This is a genomic window from Bradyrhizobium sp. 197 (assembly GCF_023073375.1).
Lineage (GTDB): Bacteria > Pseudomonadota > Alphaproteobacteria > Rhizobiales > Xanthobacteraceae > Bradyrhizobium.
This window is the reverse complement of sequence record NZ_JADPJJ010000004.1, coordinates 164892-187784: the sequence shown is the minus strand read 5'-3', so window position 1 is coordinate 187784 and position 22893 is coordinate 164892. Positions and strand designations below refer to the sequence as shown.

The 22893-nt window shown below is 65.6% G+C and carries 15 protein-coding genes; 6 read left to right on the top strand and 9 right to left on the bottom strand.

The annotated features are described in order from the left end of the window. The first annotated feature begins 89 nt into the window (after positions 1 to 89). From IVB27_RS01715 to IVB27_RS01705, 3 genes are all read left to right on the top strand, one after another. Positions 90 to 596, top strand: a complete 507-nt coding sequence (locus tag IVB27_RS01715; RefSeq protein ID WP_247440872.1) for a tyrosine phosphatase family protein — start codon at positions 90 to 92, stop codon at positions 594 to 596. A 220-nt stretch (positions 597 to 816) separates the two neighbouring features. Then, complete coding sequence (locus IVB27_RS01710) at positions 817 to 1785, top strand: NUDIX hydrolase (protein WP_247340255.1); 969 nt, start codon at positions 817 to 819, stop codon at positions 1783 to 1785. Between the two features lie 49 nt (positions 1786 to 1834). After that, positions 1835 to 4537, top strand: a complete 2703-nt coding sequence (locus tag IVB27_RS01705) for a DUF2339 domain-containing protein (RefSeq protein WP_247440870.1) — start codon at positions 1835 to 1837, stop codon at positions 4535 to 4537. Between the two features lie 3 nt (positions 4538 to 4540). Here IVB27_RS01705 and IVB27_RS01700 read toward each other — a convergent pair whose 3' ends face one another. From IVB27_RS01700 to IVB27_RS01670, 7 genes are all read right to left on the bottom strand, one after another. Continuing rightward, the gene (locus IVB27_RS01700; RefSeq protein ID WP_247440868.1) at positions 4541 to 6229 is read right to left on the bottom strand and encodes a methyl-accepting chemotaxis protein; all 1689 of its coding nucleotides are present in this window, start codon (positions 6227 to 6229) and stop codon (positions 4541 to 4543) included. Positions 6230 to 6511: 282 nt separating this feature from the next. Further along, positions 6512 to 8482, bottom strand: a complete 1971-nt coding sequence (locus IVB27_RS01695) for a methyl-accepting chemotaxis protein (protein WP_247440866.1) — start codon at positions 8480 to 8482, stop codon at positions 6512 to 6514. Positions 8483 to 8675: 193 nt separating this feature from the next. Beyond that, the gene (locus IVB27_RS01690) at positions 8676 to 10418 is read right to left on the bottom strand and encodes a methyl-accepting chemotaxis protein (RefSeq protein WP_247440865.1); all 1743 of its coding nucleotides are present in this window, start codon (positions 10416 to 10418) and stop codon (positions 8676 to 8678) included. A gap of 345 nt (positions 10419 to 10763) precedes the next feature. After that, a complete protein-coding gene (locus tag IVB27_RS01685; protein WP_247340271.1) occupies positions 10764 to 11015 on the bottom strand; it encodes a DUF6894 family protein in 252 nt (83 codons plus the stop codon). Positions 11016 to 11179: 164 nt separating this feature from the next. Then, complete coding sequence (locus IVB27_RS01680) at positions 11180 to 11764, bottom strand: hypothetical protein (protein ID WP_247440863.1); 585 nt, start codon at positions 11762 to 11764, stop codon at positions 11180 to 11182. A gap of 112 nt (positions 11765 to 11876) precedes the next feature. Then, entirely contained in the window at positions 11877 to 12863 is a 987-nt protein-coding gene (acuI, locus tag IVB27_RS01675) for an acrylyl-CoA reductase (NADPH) (protein ID WP_247440861.1), read from the bottom strand. Between the two features lie 39 nt (positions 12864 to 12902). Continuing rightward, positions 12903 to 14156 (bottom strand): MFS transporter, encoded by a 1254-nt coding sequence (locus IVB27_RS01670; protein ID WP_247440859.1) that lies wholly within the window; start codon positions 14154 to 14156, stop codon positions 12903 to 12905. Between the two features lie 328 nt (positions 14157 to 14484). Here IVB27_RS01670 and nadA point away from each other — a divergent pair, with 328 nt between their 5' ends. Genes nadA through nadC form a run of 3 tightly spaced genes read left to right on the top strand, consistent with a single transcriptional unit; the run spans position 14485 to position 18091 of the window. Then, a complete protein-coding gene (nadA, locus tag IVB27_RS01665) occupies positions 14485 to 15591 on the top strand; it encodes a quinolinate synthase NadA (RefSeq protein WP_247440857.1) in 1107 nt (368 codons plus the stop codon). A gap of 9 nt (positions 15592 to 15600) precedes the next feature. Next, positions 15601 to 17202, top strand: coding sequence for an L-aspartate oxidase (locus IVB27_RS01660; RefSeq protein ID WP_247440856.1), 1602 nt, complete (start codon positions 15601 to 15603; stop codon positions 17200 to 17202). Between the two features lie 10 nt (positions 17203 to 17212). Further along, positions 17213 to 18091: a carboxylating nicotinate-nucleotide diphosphorylase gene (gene nadC, locus IVB27_RS01655; RefSeq protein WP_247440854.1), complete on the top strand. Its 879-nt coding sequence runs from the start codon at positions 17213 to 17215 to the stop codon at positions 18089 to 18091. 3 nt (positions 18092 to 18094) lie between these two features. Here the strand turns inward: nadC and IVB27_RS01650 are convergent, their stop codons facing one another. Beyond that, positions 18095 to 19549, bottom strand: a complete 1455-nt coding sequence (locus IVB27_RS01650; RefSeq protein WP_247440853.1) for a cell wall hydrolase — start codon at positions 19547 to 19549, stop codon at positions 18095 to 18097. A gap of 345 nt (positions 19550 to 19894) precedes the next feature. Next, positions 19895 to 22861, bottom strand: coding sequence for a pyruvate, phosphate dikinase (ppdK, locus tag IVB27_RS01645; protein ID WP_247440851.1), 2967 nt, complete (start codon positions 22859 to 22861; stop codon positions 19895 to 19897). Between the last annotated feature and the right edge of the window lie 32 nt (positions 22862 to 22893).

Here is a 22893-nt window from a genome sequence, read left to right as displayed (position 1 = left end):
ATTTTCTCCAAATGCGACGAAAGTGGTGGGCACGCTTCGCTTTGCCCACCCTACGAACGCCCGCTATAATCTGCGGAAAAAGGTCCGCCATGATTCACGTCTGTTCCCTCGCCGCCCTTCCCGAAACCGTCCGTCTCACCAAGGCCAGTCACGTGCTGACCGTAATGGCCAATGTCGAACAGGTCGCGCGGCCGGTGTCGGTGCTGCCGGCCAACCATCTCAAGGTGTCGATGGACGACATTACCGAGGAGATCGACGGTTTTGTCGCGCCGTCCGAGAGCCATATCGAGCAGGTGCTGAACTTCGTGCGCGGCTGGGACCGCGGCGCAGCGCTGGTGGTGCATTGTTATGCCGGAATCAGCCGCTCCACCGCGAGCGCCTTTGCCGCCGTCTGCGCGCTCAATCCGGATCGCGACGAGACCGAAATCGCGAAGAAGATCCGCGCGGCTTCGCCGATCGCCTCGCCGAACCGGCGCATCGTCGGCCTCGCCGACCGTGCGCTGGGGCGCAACGGCCGCATGCTGCGCGCACTCGACGAGATGGGCCCGGGCGCGATGACGGTCGAGGGCCGCCCCTTCGTGATCGAGCTCGAATGAGAAGAGAGTCGAATAGCAGCCCCAACGGGACTGCGCTCCCTCTCCCGCTTGCGGGAGAGGGATGGGGAGAGGGTATCTCCGCATCGGGACAGTCCCCCAGAGGAGAAAGCCCTCACCCAGCGCTGCGCGCCGACCTCTCCCGCAAGCGGGAGAGGTTGCAGCGAGCCCGCGGCGAGACCGGCCCAATCAACCTTCTCACAACACCGGCGATCGCCACCGCATGAGCGACAAGCTCCTGACGCCGATCGAGATCGGCCTGACTGCTGCGATCGTCGCGATCGAGGATCATGAACCGCTGATCCTCACCGCGCGCGGCAGCGACGGACTGGCCGGACTGCCGTTCGGCCCGTTCGATGCGCCGAGCCATCGCACTTTCGAGATCGGCCTGCGGGCCTGGGTCGAGCAACAGACGGGCCTGCGGCTCGGCTATGTCGAACAACTCTACACGTTTGGCGATCGCGGCCGGCATGCCGAGGCCGGCGATACCGGCGCGCACATGGTGTCGATCGGCTATCTCGCGCTGACGCGCGCCGTCGGCGGTGAACTCGCAGCCACGAGTGCGAGCTTCGCGCCGTGGTATCGCTTCCTGCCCTGGGAAGACTGGCGCGAGGAGCCGCCGGCGATCATCGCGCGCGACATCATCCCGGCATTGACAACATGGGCCGAAGAGGAGACGCCGGAGACGACACGCGCGCTGCCGCGCCGGGATCGCGTACGGTTCTATTTCGGTCTCGACGGCGCGCCTTGGGACGAGGAGCGTGTGCTCGACCGCTACGAGCTCCTGTACGAGGCCGGACTGATCGAGGAGGCACGGCGCGACGGCCGCCCCGCGGCATTAGCGCGCAAGACGCTTCCCGTGCTCGGCACATCCATGCGCTTCGACCACCGCCGGATTCTTGCGACAGCGATCGCGCGGCTACGCGCAAAACTGAAGTATCGTCCTGTAGTCTTTGAACTTTTGCCCGCCGAGTTCACACTCACCGAATTGCAGCACACGGTGGAGGCGATCTCCGGCCGCCACCTGCACAAACAAAATTTCCGCCGCCTGGTCGAAATGGAAGCCCTGGTCGAACCGACCGGAGTGATGTCGACACAGACGGGCGGACGTCCGGCGGCGCTCTACCGCTTCCGTCGCGACGTGCTCCAGGAGCGGCCCGCGCCAGGCTTGCGCGTTCGCTCCCGGCGCTAACCCGAGAAATGCGTGATCGGCCCCTGCCCCCCGATTGCCTGGAGGCTTTATGTCAGACGGCCCGTTCGACGTCTTCGCGCTGATCATTGCGATCATCGCTTTCATAATCGCGATCAAGGCCTCCAGCCAGGCGGCCGGGCTGCGCCGCCGGCTGAGCTCGCTCGAAGAGATGTTTTACGCGCAGCGGCAAGTGCAGCCGCCGCCACTGATGCCCGCGCCGCCGATGCGGGCCGAAGCGCCCGCAGCAACTTCCGAAGCGCCGCCGCCGCTTGCGCCCGACGCCGAGGCGCCGCCCCCTCCCCTCACGGAGGATGTTTCACCGCCTCCGCTCGCAGCGAGCACCGAGGCCGACGCGCCGCCGCCGCTGCCTGCACCCGCGCCCGGCTTCGAGGAACGGCTCGGCACGCGCTGGGTGGTGTGGATCGGCGGCCTCGCGCTTGCGCTCGGCGGCTTCTTCATGGTGCGCTATTCGATCGAGGCCGGCCTGGTCGGCCCCGGCGTGCGCGTGTTCCTCGGCGGCGTGTTCGCGCTGGCGCTGCTTGGTGCCGGCGAGTGGTCGCGGCGCAAGGAGAGCATCTCCAACATCGCCGCGCTGCCGATCGCCAACATTCCCGCGATCCTCACCGCGGCAGGCACGGCGGTGGCATTTGCGACCATCTACGCGGCTTACGCGCTCTATGGCTTCCTGGTGCCCGCGACCGCTTTCGTGCTGCTCGGCCTCGTCGCGCTCGGCACGCTGACCGCGGCGCTCTTGCACGGGCCCGCGCTCGCGGGCCTCGGCGTGGTCGGCGCCTTCGTGACGCCGATCCTCGTCTCCAGCGGCAAGCCGGACTATTGGGCTCTCTACATCTATCTCGCCATCGTCACCGCCGCGAGCTTTGGCCTCGCCCGTATCCGGCTGTGGCGCTGGCTTGCAGTCACGACAATCGCCTTCGCCGTGCTCTGGATCTTCCCGGGTCTCGACACCAGCGACTTGCAGGTCGCGCCGCACGCTTTCCATGTGATCGCAGGCTTTGTTCTTGCCGCACTTCTCGTCGTCTGCGGCTTCATGTTCGGCCCGACGATCGAGGACGGAGAGATCGAGCCGGTCTCGTCGAACTCGCTCGGCGCCTATCTGTTCGGCGCGATGCTGATCGTGCTGTCGAGCGCGCATGCGGATCTGGCGCTGATCGCCTTCACGCTGCTCGTCGGCGCGACGCTGCTCGTCGCCTGGCGCGCGCCGGCGGCTACGGGCGCGCTGGGCGCGGCCGCCGCGACCGTCTTCATCGTATTCGCCGAATGGGCGGTGCGCGCTAATCCCGACATGCTGGTGCTGCCGGGCGGCCCCCTGGCCGGCATCGCACCGACAGCGACCGACAGCGCGGTGACGCTGCATCTGGTGATGGCGGCGGTCTTCGCCGCCGGCTTCGGCATCGCGGGCTTCCTCGCGCAGGGACGCTCGAACTCGGCGATCATTCCGGTGGTGTGGTCGGCCGCGGCTGTCGCGACGCCGATCGCGATCCTGGTCGCGCTCTACGCACGCATCGCGCATCTCGACCGCTCGATCCCGTTCGCCATCCTCGCAGTGCTGCTCGCCGCCGCCTTTGGCGCAGCCACCGAAGCGCTAGCGCGCCGCGAGACCCGACCGGGCGGCAAGATCTCCACGGCCTTGTTTGCGACCGGCACGCTCGGTGCGCTGGCGCTGGCGCTGACGTTTGCGCTGGAGAAGGGCTGGCTCACGATCGCACTGGCGCTGATGTCGCTCGGCACCGCCTGGATCTCGATGCAGCGGCCTATCCCGTTCCTGCGCTGGCTGGCCGCGATCTTCGCTGGGCTGGTCACCGCACGCATCGGCTATGATCCGCGCATTGTCGGCGACGCCGTCGGGACCACACCGATCTTCAACTGGCTGTTGTGGGGCTACGGCTTGCCGGCGGCATCGTTCTGGGCAGCGAGCCTGTTCCTGCGCCGCCGCGGCGACGACGGCCCGCTGCGCATGGTCGAGAGCGCCGCGATCCTGTTCACCGCGCTGCTCGCCTTCATGGAGATCCGCCATTTTGCGACCGGCGGCAACATGACGGACGCACCGTCGCTGCTCGAATGCGCGCTGCAGGTCTGCGTTGCGCTGGCCATGGCGATCGGGCTGGAGCGCTTGCGACTGCGCAGCCGCAGTATCGTGCACAATGTCGGCGCGGTCGTGCTCACGGCGATCGGCGGGCTCGTCAGCGTGTTTGGCCTGTTGATCCTGGAGAACCCGATGCTGTGGCGCACCGATGTCGGCGGCGCCGTGTTCAACCTGCTGCTGCTCGGCTACGCGCTGCCGGCGGTGCTGATGCTGCTCTTGTCCTATGCCGTGGTCGGCGAACGCGGCAAGGCCTACGCCAACACGATCGCGGGTGGCGCGCTGCTGTTCGCGCTTGCCTATGTCACGCTGGAGATCCGCCGCTTCTATCACGGCCCAATCCTCTCCACCGGGGCGACGACGGGCGCCGAGCAATACACCTATTCGATCGGCTGGCTCGGCTTCGGCGTGGTGCTGCTTGGCGTCGGCATTCTCGTCAACTCGGAGCGGGCGCGGCTGGCCTCGGCCGCCGTAATCGCGCTGACGATCCTGAAGGCCTTCGTCATCGACATGTCGACGCTGACGGGCGTCTACCGCGCGTTGTCGTTCATGTGCCTCGGCATCGTGCTGGTCGCGATCGGCTGGCTCTACCAGCGCATCCTGTTCCGGCGGCAGGTCGCACCGCCGCCGGCTCCGCAGACAAGCATTTGAGGATCAGGCCGCGCGGACCGATTCCAGGAACTGCGCGACCTCGACCTTGAGCCGCGTGCTGTCGGTCGCCAGCGATTTCGCCGCCGACAGCACCTCGTTCGAAGCCTCGCCGGTCTCGATCGCACCGCGCTGCACGTCGGTGATGTTCGACGAGACCTCCTGCGTGCCCGCCGAGGCCTGCTGCACGTTACGCGAGATTTCCTGCGTGGCCGCGCCCTGCTGCTCGACGGCGGCAGCGATGGCGGCCGCCACCTCGGACAGCCGCTCGATGGTGCCGCCGATCTCCTGGATGGCACTGACCGATTCCTGCGTCGCCGCCTGGATGCCGGAGACCTGCGCCCCGATCTCACCGGTTGCTTTCGCGGTCTGCTCGGCCAGCGCCTTGACTTCGGAGGCCACGACCGCGAAGCCGCGGCCAGCCTCGCCGGCACGCGCGGCCTCGATGGTCGCGTTCAGCGCCAGCAAATTGGTCTGGCCCGCGATGGTGTTGATGAGCTCGACGACGTCCCCGATACGGGACGCCGCCTGCGACAGCGCGTTGACGCGGTCGTTGGTCCGCGTCGCCTGTTCGACGGCTTCCGCTGCCATCCGTGCCGAATCCTGCACGCGACGGCTGATCTCGGTGATGGAGGACGACAGCTCCTCCGAAGCGGATGCCACCGCCTGCACGTTGGTGGAGGCTTCCTCGGACGCGGCTGCGACGACGGTCGCGAGTTCCTGTCCGCGCTGCGCGGTGTTGGTCAGCGTCGACGCGGAGGCCTCGAGTTCGGTCGAGGCGGAGGAGACGGTGCCGACGACCTCGCCGATCATGGCTTCGAATTTGCGGGTGATGGCGTCGACGCGGCGGCCGCGCTCGATCTTGGCTTCGGCGTCGTGCGCAGCGGCCTCGTCGGCGGCCTTCTTGGCGATCAGCGCCTCCTTGAAGATCTGGAGCGCATCCGCCATCGAGCCGATCTCGGTCCGCTCGCCGCGATGCGGCACCTCGGCCGAAAGGTCGCCTTCGCCGAGCGACTGCATCGGGCGGATGATTGAAGCGATGCCACGGGAAACGTCGCGCACGAGATAATAGGCGGCGCCGATCGCGATCACGACCGAGAGCACGATGATGCCGACCAGCACGCGGAAGATCATGGCATAACTGTCGGCCGCCTGCTTCGTCTCCAGCTCGGCGCCCCGGTTGTTGAGCTCGATGCCCTTTTGGAGCAGCGGATCTGCAGCCTGGGCCATCTTCGCCACCTTGGTCTGCAACAACTCGTTGGCATCAGTCGGGAAATGGCCAACGCCCTTGCGCGACAGCGCCATCACGTCCTGCACGCCGTTCAGATACTCGGCCCACGCCTTGCTCCATTGTCCATAGAGCGAGCGCTCCTCCGCGGTGGTGATCAGCGGCTCGTAGACCTTGCGCGTCTGGTCGATGCGTGCCTGCAGCGAGGCGAGGCGCTTCTCGGCGGCGTCCTTGCCCTCAATGGTGTCCTGCATCAGATGCAGGCGGAGCGCGACGCGCAGCTCGTTGATGTCGGCGCGAAGCGAGCCGAGCGCGCGCACGCCGGGCAGCCAGCTCTCCGCGATCTCGACCGTATGGGAATTGATGTTCTGCATGGTGCCGATCGCCGTCACGCCGACACCGGCGAGCGAAAGAACCAGGACAGACAGCACGGCCAAAAGCTTGAAGACGATCGACAATTTCGACATCACGACAAATCCCGATGATACCTAGCAACGCGCAGATCACCTGCCGTAATCGCCACGACGGTGGCGAGACGGAGGTCAGTTCAACAATGCTGGCTGGTTCTTATCCCGTGAGATTGCTCCCATAGTTGCAAACAGCCGTTAACAGGAGCCTACGTAAAACTACGGGATGGGCCTAACCGTCACTATTTCTCCTGCAACCATCTGTTGCAACTGCAACGGCGCCTCATGCTGCGACGCGCAGCGCTACGCTTGCGTCGCAACATTCAACCGAAGTGGCCGCCGTCATGCAGCCCGCACCGACTCCAGGAAGCGCGCGACCTCGCTCTTCAGCCGGTTGCTCTCCTGCGACAGCGATTGCGCGGCCGAATGCACCTGCGCCGAGGCAGCGCCGGTTTCGCCTGCGCCGCGCTGGACGTCGCCGATATTCGCCGAGACTTGGGAGGTGCCGTGCGCGGCGTGCTGAATGTTGCGGGAGATCTCCTGCGTGGCGGCGCCCTGCTCCTCGACCGCGGCGGCGATGGCCGACGAGATTTCCGACATCCGCGCGATGGTGTCGCCGATCTCCTTGATCGCACCGACTGAGTCTTGCGTCGCGGTCTGGATGGCACCGATGTGCTGGCTGATTTCGCCGGTGGCTTTCGCAGTCTGCTCGGCGAGCGCCTTCACCTCGGTTGCGACCACGGCAAAGCCCTTGCCGGCTTCGCCCGCCCGTGCCGCCTCGATCGTCGCGTTGAGCGCCAGCAGATTGGTCTGGCTGGCGATGGTGTTGATCAACTCGACCACGTCGCCAATGCGGGAGGCGGCCTTGGTCAGCTCGGCGACGCGCCCATTGGTGCGCTGGGCCTGCTCGACGGCGACGTCGGCGACACGCGCCGATTCCTGCACCTGACGGCTGATCTCGGAGATCGAGGAGGTCATTTCCTCGCTTGCGGAAGACACCGACTGTACGTTGGCGGAGGCCTCTTCGGAGGCCGCCGCCACGACGGTGGCAAGCCCGCTGCCGCGCTCGGCGGCCTGCGTCAGCGTGTTCGAGGATGCCTCAAGCTCGGTTGCCGCCGACGACACGGTCTCGATGATCTCGCCGACCGCGCCTTCGAAATTGTCGGCGAGCTCCTGCATGTCGGCCTTGCGCTGCTGGCGACCGCGCACATCGGCTGCGACCTGCTCAGTGCGCAGCCGCTCGGTCTCCGCCATGTTGGTCCTGAACACCTCGACGGCACCAGCCATCTCACCGATCTCGTCCCTGCGCCCGATGCCGGGAACGGAAGTCGAAAGCTCGCCGCGCGCAAGCCGCGTCATCGCACCGACCATGCCGGCAAGCGCTCTCGAGATCGAGCGTCCCAGGAGGAAGCCGACCGCGGCGAGTACCACAACGGTGACGCCGAAGGCGACGGCCATCCACAGGCGTACGGAATCGCGGGTCGCAGCTTCCGCCGCCTCGGCCTGCTTATACAGGTCTTCGACTGTGTTGCGCACCTCGATCATACCCGGTTCTAACCCACGGAACGTCTTCATCATGCTGGCGTCGAGTGCCGCGGTTTGCTGCGCCGTCTCCGCCCAGGACGCGAACTCGGACTGATATTTCTGCAGCTCGGCCGTGACCTCGTTCATCGCCTCCGTAGGGATTGCGACGAGCTCTATCGCCTTGGAGAATTCGGCTGCGGCCTTCTTCATCTCGACAATGTATTTTGGGTCGCGCCGCAGCATGAAGTCCTTCTCGTGCCGGCGCATCATCAGCATCCAGCTCGTGGTCCGCGGATCGTCGATCTCCTTGAGCTTGGCCTCGATGTCGTGCACCGCGGCGCGGAGCGAGCCGGACAGGCCCAGGGTCTCGTTCAGGCCGAGCCGGGTCTCGGCGCCGACCAGCGCATTGAAGTCCGACGCATAGCGCTTGAAGCCGCCCTGCGCTTCCTTCATCCTCTCTGAGAGCGTACTCATGCCGCCGGCCGTCATCAGCCGCTCGACCTCGTCGAAATCGCGGTTGATCGGGCCTATCAGCTCGGCATGCGCCTTGGCGTAGCTCTCGTTTCGGCGCTGCTGAAAGTTCTTCTCGTTGCGCCGCGCCTCCAGCATCTCGATCGAGAGCTGCTTGTTCAGATCGGCGATCGCACGAGCACGGTTGGCGACGGCCCGGGAGGCGTCCTGGGAGAGGCTGCCGATCTGGTAGATTGCGCCGAAGGCGGCGAGACCGACCAGGCCGAAGAGTCCGATGGCCATGACCTTGTGAGTGAGACGGATGGAAAGGCCGCTCATGAGTGTGCTCCAATACGTCGATACGCAATACAAGGAGGGCGACTCAGCGCCCGGAATATTGCGGGGATCATGACTGCATCGGTTTTCCGGAAGGTTAACCCTGCGCGGTCTTCGGCACGGCGCCGCAATGTGCCCGCGCGCAAACGCCGCGCTTGTACGCGCGGCGGTTGCAGTTCTCTCAGGACATGCCCCGTCAAGCTGCGCGGACGGTGTCGAGGAACTTGCCGACCTCGAGCTTGAGCCGGTTGCTGTCGCCGGACAATGACTGTGCGGCTGCCAGCACCTGCGACGATGCCGAACCGGTCTCGCTCGCGCCGCGCTGCACGTCGGTGATGTTGGACGAGACTTGATGGGTGCCTTCCGCCGCCTGCTGCACGTTGCGGGAAATCTCCTGCGTCGCCGCGCCCTGTTCCTCGACTGCCGCCGCGATGGCCGAGGAAATCTCCGACAGCTTTTCGATGGTGTCGCTGATGTCCCTGATGGCGCCGACCGAATGCTCGGTCGCGGTCTGGATGCCGGCGATCTGCTGGCCAATCTCGCCGGTCGCCTTCGCGGTCTGCTCGGCCAGCGCCTTGACCTCGGAAGCGACCACGGCAAAGCCGCGGCCGGCCTCGCCGGCACGTGCCGCCTCGATGGTCGCATTGAGCGCCAGCAGGTTGGTCTGGCCGGCGATGGTGTTGATCAGCTCGACCACGTCGCCGATCCGCGTCGCGGCCTTGGACAGTTCGCTGACGCGCTCGGTCGTGGTGCGCGCCTGGCCGACCGCCTCGCTTGCCACACGCGCGGATTCCTGGACTTGCCGGCTGATCTCCGTAATCGAAGACGACAGCTCTTCCGTTGCCGACGCCACCGACTGCACGTTGGTCGAGGCTTCCTCCGAGGCTGCCGCAACCACGGTCGTGAGCCGTTGCGTGCGCTCGGCGGTCGAGGTCAGCGTCGTGGCGGACGCTTCGAGCTCGGTCGAGGCCGACGACACCGTTCCGACGATCTCGCCGACGGCGCCTTCGAAACTGTCGGCAAGCTTGCGCATCTCGGCCTTGCGCTGCTCGGCCGCCATCTGGTCCTGCCGCATCTTGGCTTCCGCTTCCTCGCGCGCTTTCTGCTCGGATACGGTCTTGAATTTTTTGACCGCGCCGGCAACGCCGCCGACCTCGTCCTTGCGGCCGAGGCCAGGTAGCACCACGGCAAAGTCGCCGCCGGCGAGCTTCTCCATCGCGGCAGTCAGGGCGCGCATGGGACGGGCAATGCTGAAGATCGAGAAAACGCAGGCGCCGATCAGGACGACCGCGACCACCACAGCGGCGATGAACGACGTCCGCGCAACGGACGCAGCCTCTGCTTCCGCCGCCGTGCGCGCCTCTGTACTTTTCTGCTTGGCGAAATTCGTGATCTGGTCGGCGAGTTCCGATATTTCCGCGTTGATCGGAGCCAGCACTTCCTTGCGGATCTGGTCGACCTCAGCAGTCAGCTTTGCCAATTGCGTCGCCGCTTCGCCGTCCTTCTTTGACTCAAGCGCGAGCTCCTGCTTGTGGATCCCCTCGATCTGCTGCGCGCCCTTCTGGAAATTGCCGATCAACACGGTCAGGCGGTCGATACGCTTGTGGTTCTCCGGCGATTGCGAGAGCCTTGCCATTTCACCGGAGAACTTCAGGGCCGCGGTCTGCCGGTCGTTGAAATAGCTGGTGGCCTTCTGCATCTCGGTCGGCGAGCCGGACGTCAGGATGTCGCGAATGCCGATCTGCATTCCCCGCACCGACGCCTTCGCTTCCGCGGCGTTTTGCGCGACCGCCTGCTGTCCCGATGCGCCATTGCTGAGCTTCTGGACCTCGGCGCCTCCGCTCATCTGGAGCAGGATCATCAGCGCGACGAGCGCGAGGGTCAGCGCCGAGGTGATGGCGAGCTTGGTGCCGATTCGCAGGTTCTGAATGAACATCATCGAAAAATCCCCGGGATACGCATTGTCGCCGCGACGAAGCGCGTGAATAGCGTGGGAGACTAGTCTGCGAGCTTTCCATTAACGTTAAGCGGGAGGCGACACCGCTTGGGTAGAAATACTGAATATGCAGCTCCAATTGCAGGATTATCGCAACCATTCCGCGCAATCGAAACATGCTTCGCGAATTTACGGAGGTCACGTGCGTTAACGTCGATCACTTGCGTGAGCGCGTCATCGCTGACGGAGCGGATTTCGCGTTCGGCTTGCATCTGCGCGCGATGCCGCAGGCGGCGCGCACGGTGTCGGGGACAAACCGCCGCGATGGTCACCCGCTCGCCCCGCAGGTCAGTCGATGCGGTTGGGAAGCGGATGGCTCTCACCGACGAGACTGATACGAAACACCGGCTTCTTGTTCTCGTCGAGCAGCTCCATGCGCCACTCGGCGTTCGGCTTCAGGCTGCGCGAGATGCCGCCGAGCAAATTGGCGCAGACCTCGGTCATCTCGGTCCAGGCCGCGGCACGATCCTCGAACTCGTATGGCTGGTCGGCAGCGCCGGAATAGCGGCCCGTGCTGATACGGAAGAAATACAGCGACATCGTCGAACCCTTTTATCGGGCCGCGCCCCCCGGCCGTAGGCAAATTGGGGCGCGAACAGCTACCAACGCATAAAAGCCGCCGCCCGTATGACTACGGCGCGGCGGCTTCGTGTTCGACGGCGGCTCTCAACGACAAAGTGCGCGGACTGTCCCGCGCAGCAAACTCACTGGGTCGAGCGGCGCAGCTCCAGCGGGGCGTCGTTCTTGGCGGGCTCTGATTTGGCTTCCGGCTTCACCGGCTCGAGCCGGCTGCTCTCGACGCGCGCGGCGACTTCGGTGTTGGATGCACCGACCGAACCCGTGTGTTCCGAGGTGCGCAGCGAGCGCGGCCGCGCCGCGGCGCGCGCCATCAGCATTTGGTTGCCGCCCTGGTGATGGAAGTCGCAATAGGCGAAGCCCATCCCCGACACCGAGCCGCGGAAACTGCGATCGTCGGTCTTTTCAAGGTTGAAACAGGGCTCGAACGGAATGCCCTTGATCGAGGCGCAGACGTTCTGGCCGCGGATCTGAAGCGTGTTGCCGGGCAGGCGGAGATGCTTCACCGGACCTGCGCCCGAGAACTGCACGGCGCCGGCGGCGCCGAGGTCGTCCAGGATGCGGCCTGCGCCGCGGGTGCCGTCAAAACAGGTGAACGCAAACACCTTGCCGGCGACGAAGCGGCGCGCCTCGTCGGCATTCATGCCACCGGCAATGGCCGGCGCAAACGTCACGGCCGCCGTGACAGCCCCCAACACAATACGCGCAAGCATGCTCAACTCCGAACCAACCCCGCAGCGGGCTATGCCTTGTCCCTTTACCTGCTGCTTACCATACTAACCATGGCGACATTGAAGCAGCTTGGTTGGTAAAGTCTGAACGTCGTTAGACAATTTTTACCACGATGCGACCGCGGACCTGGCCGGCCAGGATTTTCGCGCCCCACTCGGAAACTTCGGAAAGCGGAATTTCGTGAGTGATTTCAGCTAGTTTTGTCCGATCCAGATCGGACGCCAGGCGTTGCCAGGCGGCTTTCCGCGGCTCGATCGGGCACATCACGGAATCGATGCCGAGAAGGCACACCCCGCGCAAAATGAAGGGTGCGACAGACGACGGCAGGTCCATGCCGGCAGCCAGGCCGCACGCCGCAATCGCGCCGCCGTACTTCGTCATCGACAGCAGATTCGCGAGCGTGGTCGAGCCGACACTGTCGACGCCACCAGCCCAGCGTTCCTTGCCAATGGGCTTGGCCGCTGCCGACAATTCGATGCGGTCGATCACCTCAGTTGCGCCGATCTCCTTCAGATAGTCGGCTTCGGACGCACGGCCGGTGGACGCGATGATGTGATAACCGAGCTTCGAGAGCACGGCGGTCGCAACCGAGCCGACGCCGCCGGCCGCGCCCGTCACCACGACCGGACCACTCTTCGGCGACAGCCCGTGCTTCTCCAGCGCCAGCACGGACAGCATCGCGGTGAAGCCGGCGGTGCCGATCGCCATGGCGTCGCGCGCCGACAGGCCCTGCGGCAAGGCGACCAGCCAGTCGCCCTTCACCCGCGCCTTCTCGGCATAGGCGCCGAGATGGGTCTCGCCCATGCCCCAGCCGGTACAGACGACCTTGTCGCCCGCCTTCCACTGCGGATGCGAGGACTGCTCGACCGTGCCGGCGAAATCGATGCCGGCGATCATCGGGAAGCGGCGCACCACCGGCGCCTTGCCGGTGAGCGCGAGGCCGTCCTTATAGTTGAGCGTCGACCATTCCACGCGAACGGTGACGTCGCCCTCCATCAGCTCTGCTTCGTCGAACTGCGTGAGCTGCGCGGTGGTGCCCTTGTCCGCTTTGTCGATCCGGATCGCCTTGAAATTGGCCATAGCAAAACTCCCTGACTTGTTTCAGGGATGTTTAGCCGATCAGGCAGGCTGCGCAACCGCTCGGACGACAGGTTTCTCCACGATCGGAAGATTGATCAGCGCGGAGAGCACGCCAAACAGGATCGAGAGCCACCAGATCGGCGTGTAGGAACCGAACCGCTCGAATACGATGCCGCCGAGCCAGACGCCGAGGAAGCCGCCGACCTGATGGCTGACGAAGGCAAAGCCATAGAGGGTGGCGAACCAGCGCGTGCCGAACATCAATGCGACCAGCGCCGAGGTCGGCGGCACCGTCGACAGCCACGTCAGGCCCGAGACCGCACCGAACGCGATCGCCGAGAACGGCGTGATCGGGAACGAGATGAAGGCAAGCGTCGCAAGCGCGCGGGTAAAATAGATGGTCGAGAGGATGTAGCGCTTGGGTAGTGAGTTCTGGAGATAGCCGACGCTCAGCGATCCCATGATGTTGAACAGGCCGATCGCCGCGATCACCCAGCCGCCGGTTTGCGTGGAGATGCCGCTATCGACCAGGAAGGCCGGCAGATGCACGGTGATGAAGGCGAGCTGGAAGCCGCAGGTGAAGAAGCCGAGCACCAGCAGCACGTAGGAGCGATGGCCGAAGGCCTCCGCAAGTGCTTTGGTGAAGGTCTGCTCGTCCGCTGGCGCCGCGGTGGCGGTGCTTGCGACCGGTGGAGTCGAGAGCGCCAGCGACAGCGGGATGATCAGCAGCATCAGGAAGCTGAACACGGTGAGCGCCTGCTGCCAGCCGAAATTGTCGATCAGCGCCACGCCGATCGGTGCGAACAGAAACTGCCCGAACGAGCCCGCCGCGGTGCCGGCGCCAAGCGCAAGGCCGCGCTTTTCCGCCGGCAGCAGCTTGGTGAACGCCGACAGCACCAGATTGAACGAGCAGCCGGCAAGGCCGAAGCCAACCATGACGCCCGCACCGATGTTGAGCGACAGCGGCGTCGAGGAATAGCGCATCAGGAGCAGGCCGCCGGCATAGAGCAGAGCGCCGACGCACATCACCCGGAACAGGCCGAAGCGATCGGCGACTGCGCCGGCGACGGGCTGGCCCAGTCCCCACAGCAAATTCTGAAAAGCGATGGCGAGGCCGAACACGTCGCGGCCCCAGGCGAAGTCGTGGCTCATCGGCTGCACGAAGAAGCCCAGCGCCGAGCGCGGGCCGAAGCCGAGCATGCCGATTGCACAACCGCAGAGAATGATAATCGCCGGCGTGCGCCAGGAGGAGGAACGCGAAACCGGACCGAGCTTGCCCATCTGCGTCGACATGGTGTTCCTCGTCTGTTGTTGGCGGATCCGGAATAGTCAGCCGCGAGAGAGGCGTTTAATGCAGATGCATGAAAATCCCAAGTCAAAAATGATTGCGTTCCACGAAGGGCTGACGCGGGAGCATTGCGTTCGCCGAGACCTCTTGGGCGAGACGCGCCACGCCTTGACGAGAATGTGTGCGGCGGGACCTAGCGACCCTCTCCACGACGTGTTATCTTCGATTTACTCAGACTGAGCATATCGGATGCTCCACCCGGCCTCTCGGCCGGATTTCTCGGGCTCTATATATACTCATACTGAGTATAAATGACATGCACGGGAGGCTTCGATGCCGCTAACTGGAATTTACGGCCCCGACGACTTTGCCAACCGGCCGCAGGGCCAGGTCACCACCTCGCCCCGGGCAGCGCCGGCGCGAACTGGACCTCCGCTGCCGATGCCTTCGCTGGAATGGACGCCGGAGGTCGAGCGCGCCACCGCGCCGCTCTATGAGCGCGTCAAGCACGTGATCCCGCCAATCGAGTGGCCGCTGATGGCGCCGACCATCAAGGCGATCAACGAGCTGAAGCGCGCGCGGGGCGCGGTGATCCTCGCGCACAATTACCAGGCGCCGGAGATCTTCCACTGCGTCGCCGACATCGGCGGCGATTCACTCCAGCTCGCGGTCGAAGCCACCAAGGTGAAAGCCGACATCATCGTCCAGTGCGGCGTGCACTTCATGGCGGAGACGGCGAAGCTGCTCAATCCGGACAAGATGGTGCTGATCCCTGATACGCGCGCCGGCTGCTCGCTCGCCGCCAGCATCACCGGCGCGGACGTTCGCCTGCTGCGCGAAAAATTTCCCGGCGTGCCTGTCGTTGCCTATGTCAACACCTCCGCGGAGGTGAAGGCCGAAGTCGACATCTGCTGCACCTCGTCGAACGCAGTGCAGGTGGTCGAGAGCCTGGGCGTGCCAAGCGTGATCTTCCTGCCCGATCGCTATCTCGCCACCTACGTGGCTTCGAAGACCGACGTGAAGATCATCGCCTGGAAGGGCGCCTGCGAGGTGCACGAGCGCTTTACGGGCGCGGAGCTGCGCAGTTACCGCGAGGCCGATCCCTCCGTGCAAATCATCGCGCATCCCGAATGCCCGCCGGACGTGCTGGCTGAGGCCGACTTCACGGGCTCGACCGCGCATATGATCAACTGGGTGCGCGAAAAGCGGCCGAGGCGGCTGGTGATGATCACGGAATGCTCGATGGCCGACAATGTGCGCGCCGAGCTCCCCGATGTGGAGATGCTGCGCCCCTGCAATATCTGCCCGCACATGAAGCGCATCACGCTCGCCAACATTCTGGAGAGCCTGCTGACGCTCCGCGAGGAGGTGACGATCGATCCCGCGCTCGCGGAACGCGCAAGGCGTTCGGTCGAGCGGATGATCAATCTGAAGAATTGAGAGCACGACATGCAAGATAACATCCATAACCTCACCCGTTCCGACGACGTCGTCATCGTCGGTGGCGGGCTTGCCGGATTGTTCTGCGCGCTAAAACTCGCGCCGCGACCGGTGACATTGATCTCGGCCGCGCCGCTGGGACAGGGCGCGTCGTCCGCATGGGCGCAAGGCGGCATCGCGGCGGCAGTGGCCGAAGGCGATACGCCGGAAGCACATGCTGCGGATACGATTGCGGTCGGCGGCGGCCTCGTCGACAAAGCGGTGGCACTGGGGATCGCGCGCGAGGCCGCGCCGCGGATTCACGATCTTCTCGCCTATGGCGTGCCGTTCGACCGCGATCTCGAAGGCAAGCTCGCAGTCGGGCGCGAAGCCGCACACTCCGCGCGGCGCATCGTGCACGTGCGAGGCGATGGTGCGGGGGCGGCCATCATTGCGGCGCTGAGCGATGCCGTGCGGCGCACGCCGTCGATCCGACTGATCGAAGGTCTCGTCGCCGAAGCATTGTTGACGGAGCATGGCGCCGTCACCGGCCTTCAATTGCGCGAAGCCGGCAATTTCGCCGCCCAGCCGGTCCTGCTCGCCGCGCGCACGGTGGTGCTCGCCACCGGCGGCATCGGACATCTCTATGCCGCCACCACCAATCCGCACGAGGCCAGCGGATCCGGTCTTGCGATCGCCGCGCGCGCGGGCGCGGTGATTGCAGATCCCGAGTTCGTGCAATTCCACCCGACCGCCATCATGGCCGGACGCGATCCGGCGCCGCTCGCGACTGAAGCTCTGCGCGGCGAAGGCGCGACGCTGATCAACGGCCATGGCGAGCGTTTCATGGCCGCGCGCCATCCGCTTGCCGAGCTCGCACCGCGCGACATCGTGGCTCGCGGCGTATTCGCGGAGATCGCGGGCGGGCGCGGCGCCTTCCTCGATGCGCGGCGAGCGCTGGGCGCGCGCTTCGCCGAAAGATTTCCAACGGTGCATGCGAGCTGCATCGCCGCCGGCATCGATCCCGCCACGCAGGCCATCCCTATCGCACCGGCGGCGCACTATCACATGGGTGGCATCGCGGTGGACGATCGCGGCCGCAGCTCGATCGACGGGCTCTGGGCCGGCGGCGAAGTGTCGTCCACCGGCGCGCATGGTGCCAATCGCCTCGCCTCGAATTCGCTGTTGGAGGCCGTGGTCTACGCCGCGCGCATCGCCGACGACATCGCCGGGCGCACGATCCCCTCGCCTGCCCGTCTTTCGGACGTGGTGACGCCGCGCGGCGGCGCGCCGGATGCTGCGGCGGTGAAGCGGCTGCGGACGATGATGAGCGCGCATGTCGGCGTGATCCGCGACGGCGACGGGCTCGCGGAAGCGGTTCGCAGCTTCGCCACGCTCGAACGCGAGGCCACGAGCATCGCAGTCTGCAACATGGCAACGGCAGCCCTGCTTGTGGCGGCCTCCGCCTGGAACCGGCGCGAAAGCCGCGGCGCGCATTTCCGGTCCGACCATCCGGCCGATGCACCTGCGCTGGCACGACGCACCATGACCACGCTCTCGGCGACACGCGAGGTCGCGGACAGCTTGACCGAACGTCCGCTCTCACGCACCGCGCAACCTATAATCGCCTGAAGGAAACCCCATGATCACCCCGACTTCTCTGCTCTATCCCGACGCCTTCCTCTCCCCGCTCGCGATCGACGAGGCCGTGCAGCGCGCGCTCGGCGAGGATCTCGGCCGCGCCGGCGACATCACCTCGCTGGCGACGATTCCCGAAGCAACCAAGGCGCAGGCGATCCTGGTCGCGCGCCAGTCCGGCGTGATCGCGGGATTGCCGCTGGCGCTCGCAACCTTGCAAAAACTTTCACCCGACATCGAGGTGCGCGCACATGTTCGCGACGCCGCGCGCGTCGCCCGCGGCCAGCAGGTACTGACGATCTCGGGGCCGGCACGCGCCATTCTCACGGCGGAGCGGACCGCGCTGAATTTCGTCGGCCGCCTGTCGGGTGTTGCGACGCTCACGGCGGACTACGTTGCGCGCATCGAAGGCACCAGGATGCGGATCTGCTGCACGCGAAAGACCACGCCGGGATTGCGGGCACTGGAGAAATATGCGGTGCGCTGCGGCGGCGGCTTCAATCACCGCTTCGGCCTCGATGATGCGATCCTGATCAAGGACAATCACATCGCGGTCGCCGGCGGCATCCGCCCCGTGCTCGAGCGCGCCCGCGCCCATGCCGGCCATCTCGTCAAGGTCGAGATCGAGGTCGATACGCTGTCGCAGCTGCGCGAGGTACTTGACACCGGCCTCGCCGATGCCGTCCTGCTCGACAACATGGACAATGCGACGCTGCGCGATGCGGTCAGGCTCAACGAGGGGCGCCTCAAACTGGAGGCCTCCGGCGGCGTCACGCTGGATTCGATCGCTGCGATCGCAGCGACCGGCGTTGATTACGCGTCGGCAGGCGCGTTGACGCATTCGGCGCCGAATTTCGATTGCGCGTTGGACATCGAAGCTTAGCGGCTACCGCCGCTCGGTCGCGCCCATCTCGGCGGAGCTCTTGGCTTCCTGGGTGAGCTCGGCGGAGAGCGCGGCGGTTTGCGCCGGGGTGCCCCAGCTCGGCTCCTCGCTGCCGTCGCCCCAGGCGCGCGGCCGATAGAAGGTGTGGACGCCGGTCTTGTACATCTTCTTCATCTCGGCGACCCAGGACGGACGCACCCAATAGGCGTGGTAGTGCGTGGACTTGCCGACTTCGGGCAGCCAGATCTGGCCGTCGAGCATCGCCTTCGATATCTTCTTCGCACGCTCCCACATCTCGGGCTCGCGGATCACGTCGGCGTTGTTGTCGCAGGCGAAGGTGAACTGGCAGGCGAGATGGCGATGCTTGTTCTGATAGACCGCGCCGCACACGGTATCTGGATATTTGCCGGAGAACACGCGGTTCATCACCACCTGCGCAACCGCCATCTGGCCGCGCACGGCCTCGCCTCGCGATTCAAAGTAGACAGCCTCCGCGAGGCACTTCTCGGACTTCGCGCGCGACTTGTCGTCGAGTGCGAGCCGCTCCGCCGGCGATCTGGCGCGCTGGTTGTCGACGTTGACCTCGCCCTTCGGCGCGACGCTCTCGCCGCTCTCGATGTCCTTCGCAATCTCCTCCGTCGGCGGCGTCAACGAGGCCGTCACCTTCATATCAGGGTCGGGCATCACGATCAGCGGCTCGGCACCGGGCTGCCAGCTCTCGATGCTCTCGACATTGCCGCCGAGCGAGGAGCTGCCGAAGAACAGGTTCGATGTCTTGACGCGGAATGGATCGCGCGGCGGTGCAGCCGGAATGTTGGCCTGCTTCAGCGCTTCGAGCGGCTGGAGCGCGAGCGAGCGCGCAGCGTCACTGGCTCGTGGCGCATTGGTGTATTGCGGCAGCGGCGGCGCACGCAGTGCTTCCGCGAGCTCGGGATCGAGCGCGGCCGCGGACTCCGGCGACATCGCTTGTGGCAGCGCGACGGTCTTGGCGCCGAACACCGAGCTGTTCGAGGTCGCGGGATCTTCCTGCGCGGGCGCTGCCGTCGGCGCGCTCGCCTCGGGAGCCTGCGTCGGTGTGATCATTGCGAGACGATCACCCTTCATGGAGCGATCGACCTTGGGAAAATCAGAGGCTTGGTAGCGGGGCGGCGCCTGAAGCGCCGGGTTGCGGTTGATCGCGCCGGTGACGTCGCGGCCATCGAGGCTTGCGAGGCGAACCATCGTGCTCTGCGGAACCGAAGTGCCGATCGGCCGTGAAAAACTGTAGGTGGCGAGCTGTATGGAGGATGCAGCAGAGAACACCTGCTTTTGCCAGCGCTCAGCGACGCCGGGTTGGCGCGCCAGCAGCGAGGCAATGTCCTGATAGCCGGTCTCTCTCGGCATCAATGCGAAGATGCAGAGACCGATGCCGAAGGACGCGAACCGCGCGCCCTTCGGATGGTTACGCAACAAAAACATCGCTACGCTCACGCTACGCTTACGCTAGAAAAATCGAGCAGCAGTACATCCGTGCAATTCGATCTTTATCGTGAGTATCTAATTTAGGTTGCCGGGGCGTTAATCGACGTTGCGCATGCGGCACACGCAAGCGATCTCAGGTGTTTTCACGGGGCGACGATGCGCATTGGTAAATGCGGCCTCACGCGACGAGGTAAACAATTGGTCAACGCGAATGGTGAAGGAACTCTTGCGCGCACGTATCCTTACGCAAGGCGCGCGGTTCCCTCCCCGACGTTGTGCTTCAAATGAAAGAGGCGGGGTTTTGCCCCCGCCTCCTTCGCTGTCAATATTCAACTCTTCGATTTACGCCTGGCTCGCGACCGCCTTGCCGAGCGCGGCTTGCGCCGCGGCGAGGCGAGCGATCGGGACCCGGTAGGGCGAGCAGGAGACGTAGTCGAGGCCGATCGCGTGGCAGAAGGCGACTGAGGCCGGATCGCCGCCGTGCTCACCGCAGATTCCGACCTTGAGCGAGGCGCGCGTCTTGCGGCCGCGCGCGACGCCAATCTTGACGAGCTCGCCGACGCCTTCCTGGTCGAGCGCCACAAAGGGATCGACCAACAGGATGCCCTTCGTCACGTACGGACCGAGGAAGCTCGCCGCGTCGTCACGGCTGATGCCGTACGTCGTCTGCGTGAGGTCGTTGGTGCCGAACGAGAAGAACTCGGCACTCTCCGCGATCTCGCCCGCGAGCAGGCAGGCGCGCGGCAACTCGATCATGGTACCGACCTGATAGGTCAGCTTGGTGTTGGTGTCGCGCATCACCGCCTTCGCGGTGGAATCGATCCGCGCCTTGACGAGATCGAGCTCCATCTTGGTGGCAATCAGCGGCACCATCACCTCGAGGCCGACGGCCTTGCCGGTGCGCTTCTCGGCCTCGACCGCCGCCTCGAAGATCGCGCGCGCCTGCATTTCGGCGATCTCGGGATAGGCGATCGCGATACGACAGCCGCGGAAGCCGAGCATCGGATTGAACTCCGACAGCTCGCGCGCGCGGTCGGCCAGGCGCCGCGGGTCGGTGTTCATGGCGCGCGCCACTTCCTCGACCTCGGCATGGGTGTGCGGCAGGAACTCGTGCAGCGGCGGATCAAGCAAGCGGATCGTGACGGGCAGGCCCTTCATGATCTCGAACAGCTCGACGAAGTCGGCGCGCTGCATCGGCAGCAGTTTCGCCAGCGCGGCACGGCGCGACTGCTCGTCCTCGGAGAGGATCATCTCGCGCACCGTGCGGATGCGCGTCTCCTCGAAGAACATGTGCTCGGTACGGCAGAGGCCGATGCCTTCCGCGCCGAACTTGATCGCTGTGTGCGCGTCCTCCGGCGTGTCGGCGTTGACGCGCACGCCGAGCTTGCGGACTTGGTCGGCCCACTTCATCAGCGTGCCGAACTCGCCGGACAGCTCCGGCTCGATCATCGGCATGCGGCCGGCGAGCACCTGGCCGAGCGAGCCGTCGATGGTGATGACGTCGCCGGTCTTGTAGGTACGCGAGCCGATGCTCATGGTGCCGCGGCCGTAATCGACGCGGATGGTGCCACAGCCGGAGACGCAGGGCTTGCCCATGCCGCGCGCGACCACCGCAGCATGCGAGGTCATGCCGCCGCGGGTCGTCAGGATGCCTTCGGCGGCATGCATGCCGTGGATGTCTTCGGGGCTGGTCTCGATGCGGACCAGAATCACCTTGCGTCCGTCGGCCTGAAGCTTGGCCGCCTCGTCCGAGGAGAACACGATCTCGCCGGAAGCCGCACCCGGCGAGGCCGGCAGGCCGGTCGCGATCACGTCGCGCTTGGCGTTGGGATCGATGGTCGGATGCAGCAGCTGGTCGAGCGAGGCGGGGTCGACCCGTGTCACCGCTTCCTTCTTGGTGATCAGGCCTTCATTGGCGAGCTCGACAGCGATGCGCAGCGCCGCTTTCGCAGTGCGCTTGCCGCCGCGGGTCTGGAGCATCCAGAGCTTGCCCTGCTCGACCGTGAACTCCATGTCCTGCATGTCGCGGTAGTGCTTCTCGAGCTGCGTGTAGATCCGCGTCAGCTCCTTGAAGGCCTCCGGCATCGCCGATTCCATCGACGCCTTGTCGGAGCCGGAGTCCTTTCGCGCTTCCTCGGTGATGTCGTGCGGCGTGCGGATGCCCGCCACCACGTCCTCACCTTGCGCGTTGATCAGGAACTCGCCGTAGAGCTTGCTCTCGCCGGTCGACGGGTTGCGGGTGAAGGCAACGCCGGTCGCCGAGGTCTCGCCCATGTTGCCGAACACCATGGCCTGCACGTTGACCGCGGTGCCCCAGGATTCCGGAATGTCGTGCAGCTTGCGGTAGGTCACCGCGCGCGCGTTCATCCAGGAAGAAAACACCGCGCCGATCGCGCCCCAGAGCTGGTCGTGCGGATCCTGCGGAAAATCCTTGCCGGTCTCGCGCGCGACTGCGTCCTTGTATTTGCCGACCAGATCGACCCAGTCCTCGGCGGTGAGGTCGGTGTCGAGCGTGTAGCCCTGGCCGTCCTTGAAGGTGTCGAGGATTTCCTCGAAATGATGATGCTCGAAGCCGAGCACCACGTCCGAATACATGGTGATGAAGCGGCGATAGCTGTCATAGGCGAAGCGGCGGTCGCCCGACAGTTCCGACAGCGCCTCCACGGTCTCGTCGTTGAGGCCGAGGTTGAGCACGGTGTCCATCATGCCCGGCATCGAGGCGCGGCCGCCGGAGCGAACCGAAACGAGCAGCGGGTTCCTGGAATCGCCGAAGCTCTTGCCGGTCAACTTGCCGACATGCGCGAGCGCCTTCTCAACCTGCGACTGCAATTCCTTCGGGTAGGATTTGTCGTGCGCGTAGAAATAGGTGCAGACCGAGGTCGGGATGGTGAAGCCCGGAGGCACCGGCAGGCCGAGATTGGCCATCTCGGCGAGGTTGGCGCCCTTGCCGCCGAGCAGGTCGCGCATCTCCGCTTTGCCTTCGGCCTTGCCGTCCCCGAACGTATAGACCCACTTGCCGGCCTTGGCCGTAACAGGCGCTGCCTTGGCCGGCGCAGCCTTGCTCGGCGCGGGCTTCACGGCGACCTTCGGCGCAACCGGTTTGGTCGGTGCCTTTGAAGCACGCTTGGAAACAGTCTTGGAAACGGTCTTGGCGGCAGGCTTCACAGCCGGCTTGGCAGCGGGTTTCGCAGCGGCCTTGGCCACTGGCTTCGGGGCGCTCTTGGCAAGTGCCTTGCGGGCCACCGGCGCGGATTTCGCCTTGGCGGAGGACTTTGATTTCGCTGGGATTTTCGAGGCGGCTTTGGCCATAGCTTGCACACAACCTGCGAGAGGAATGGGTA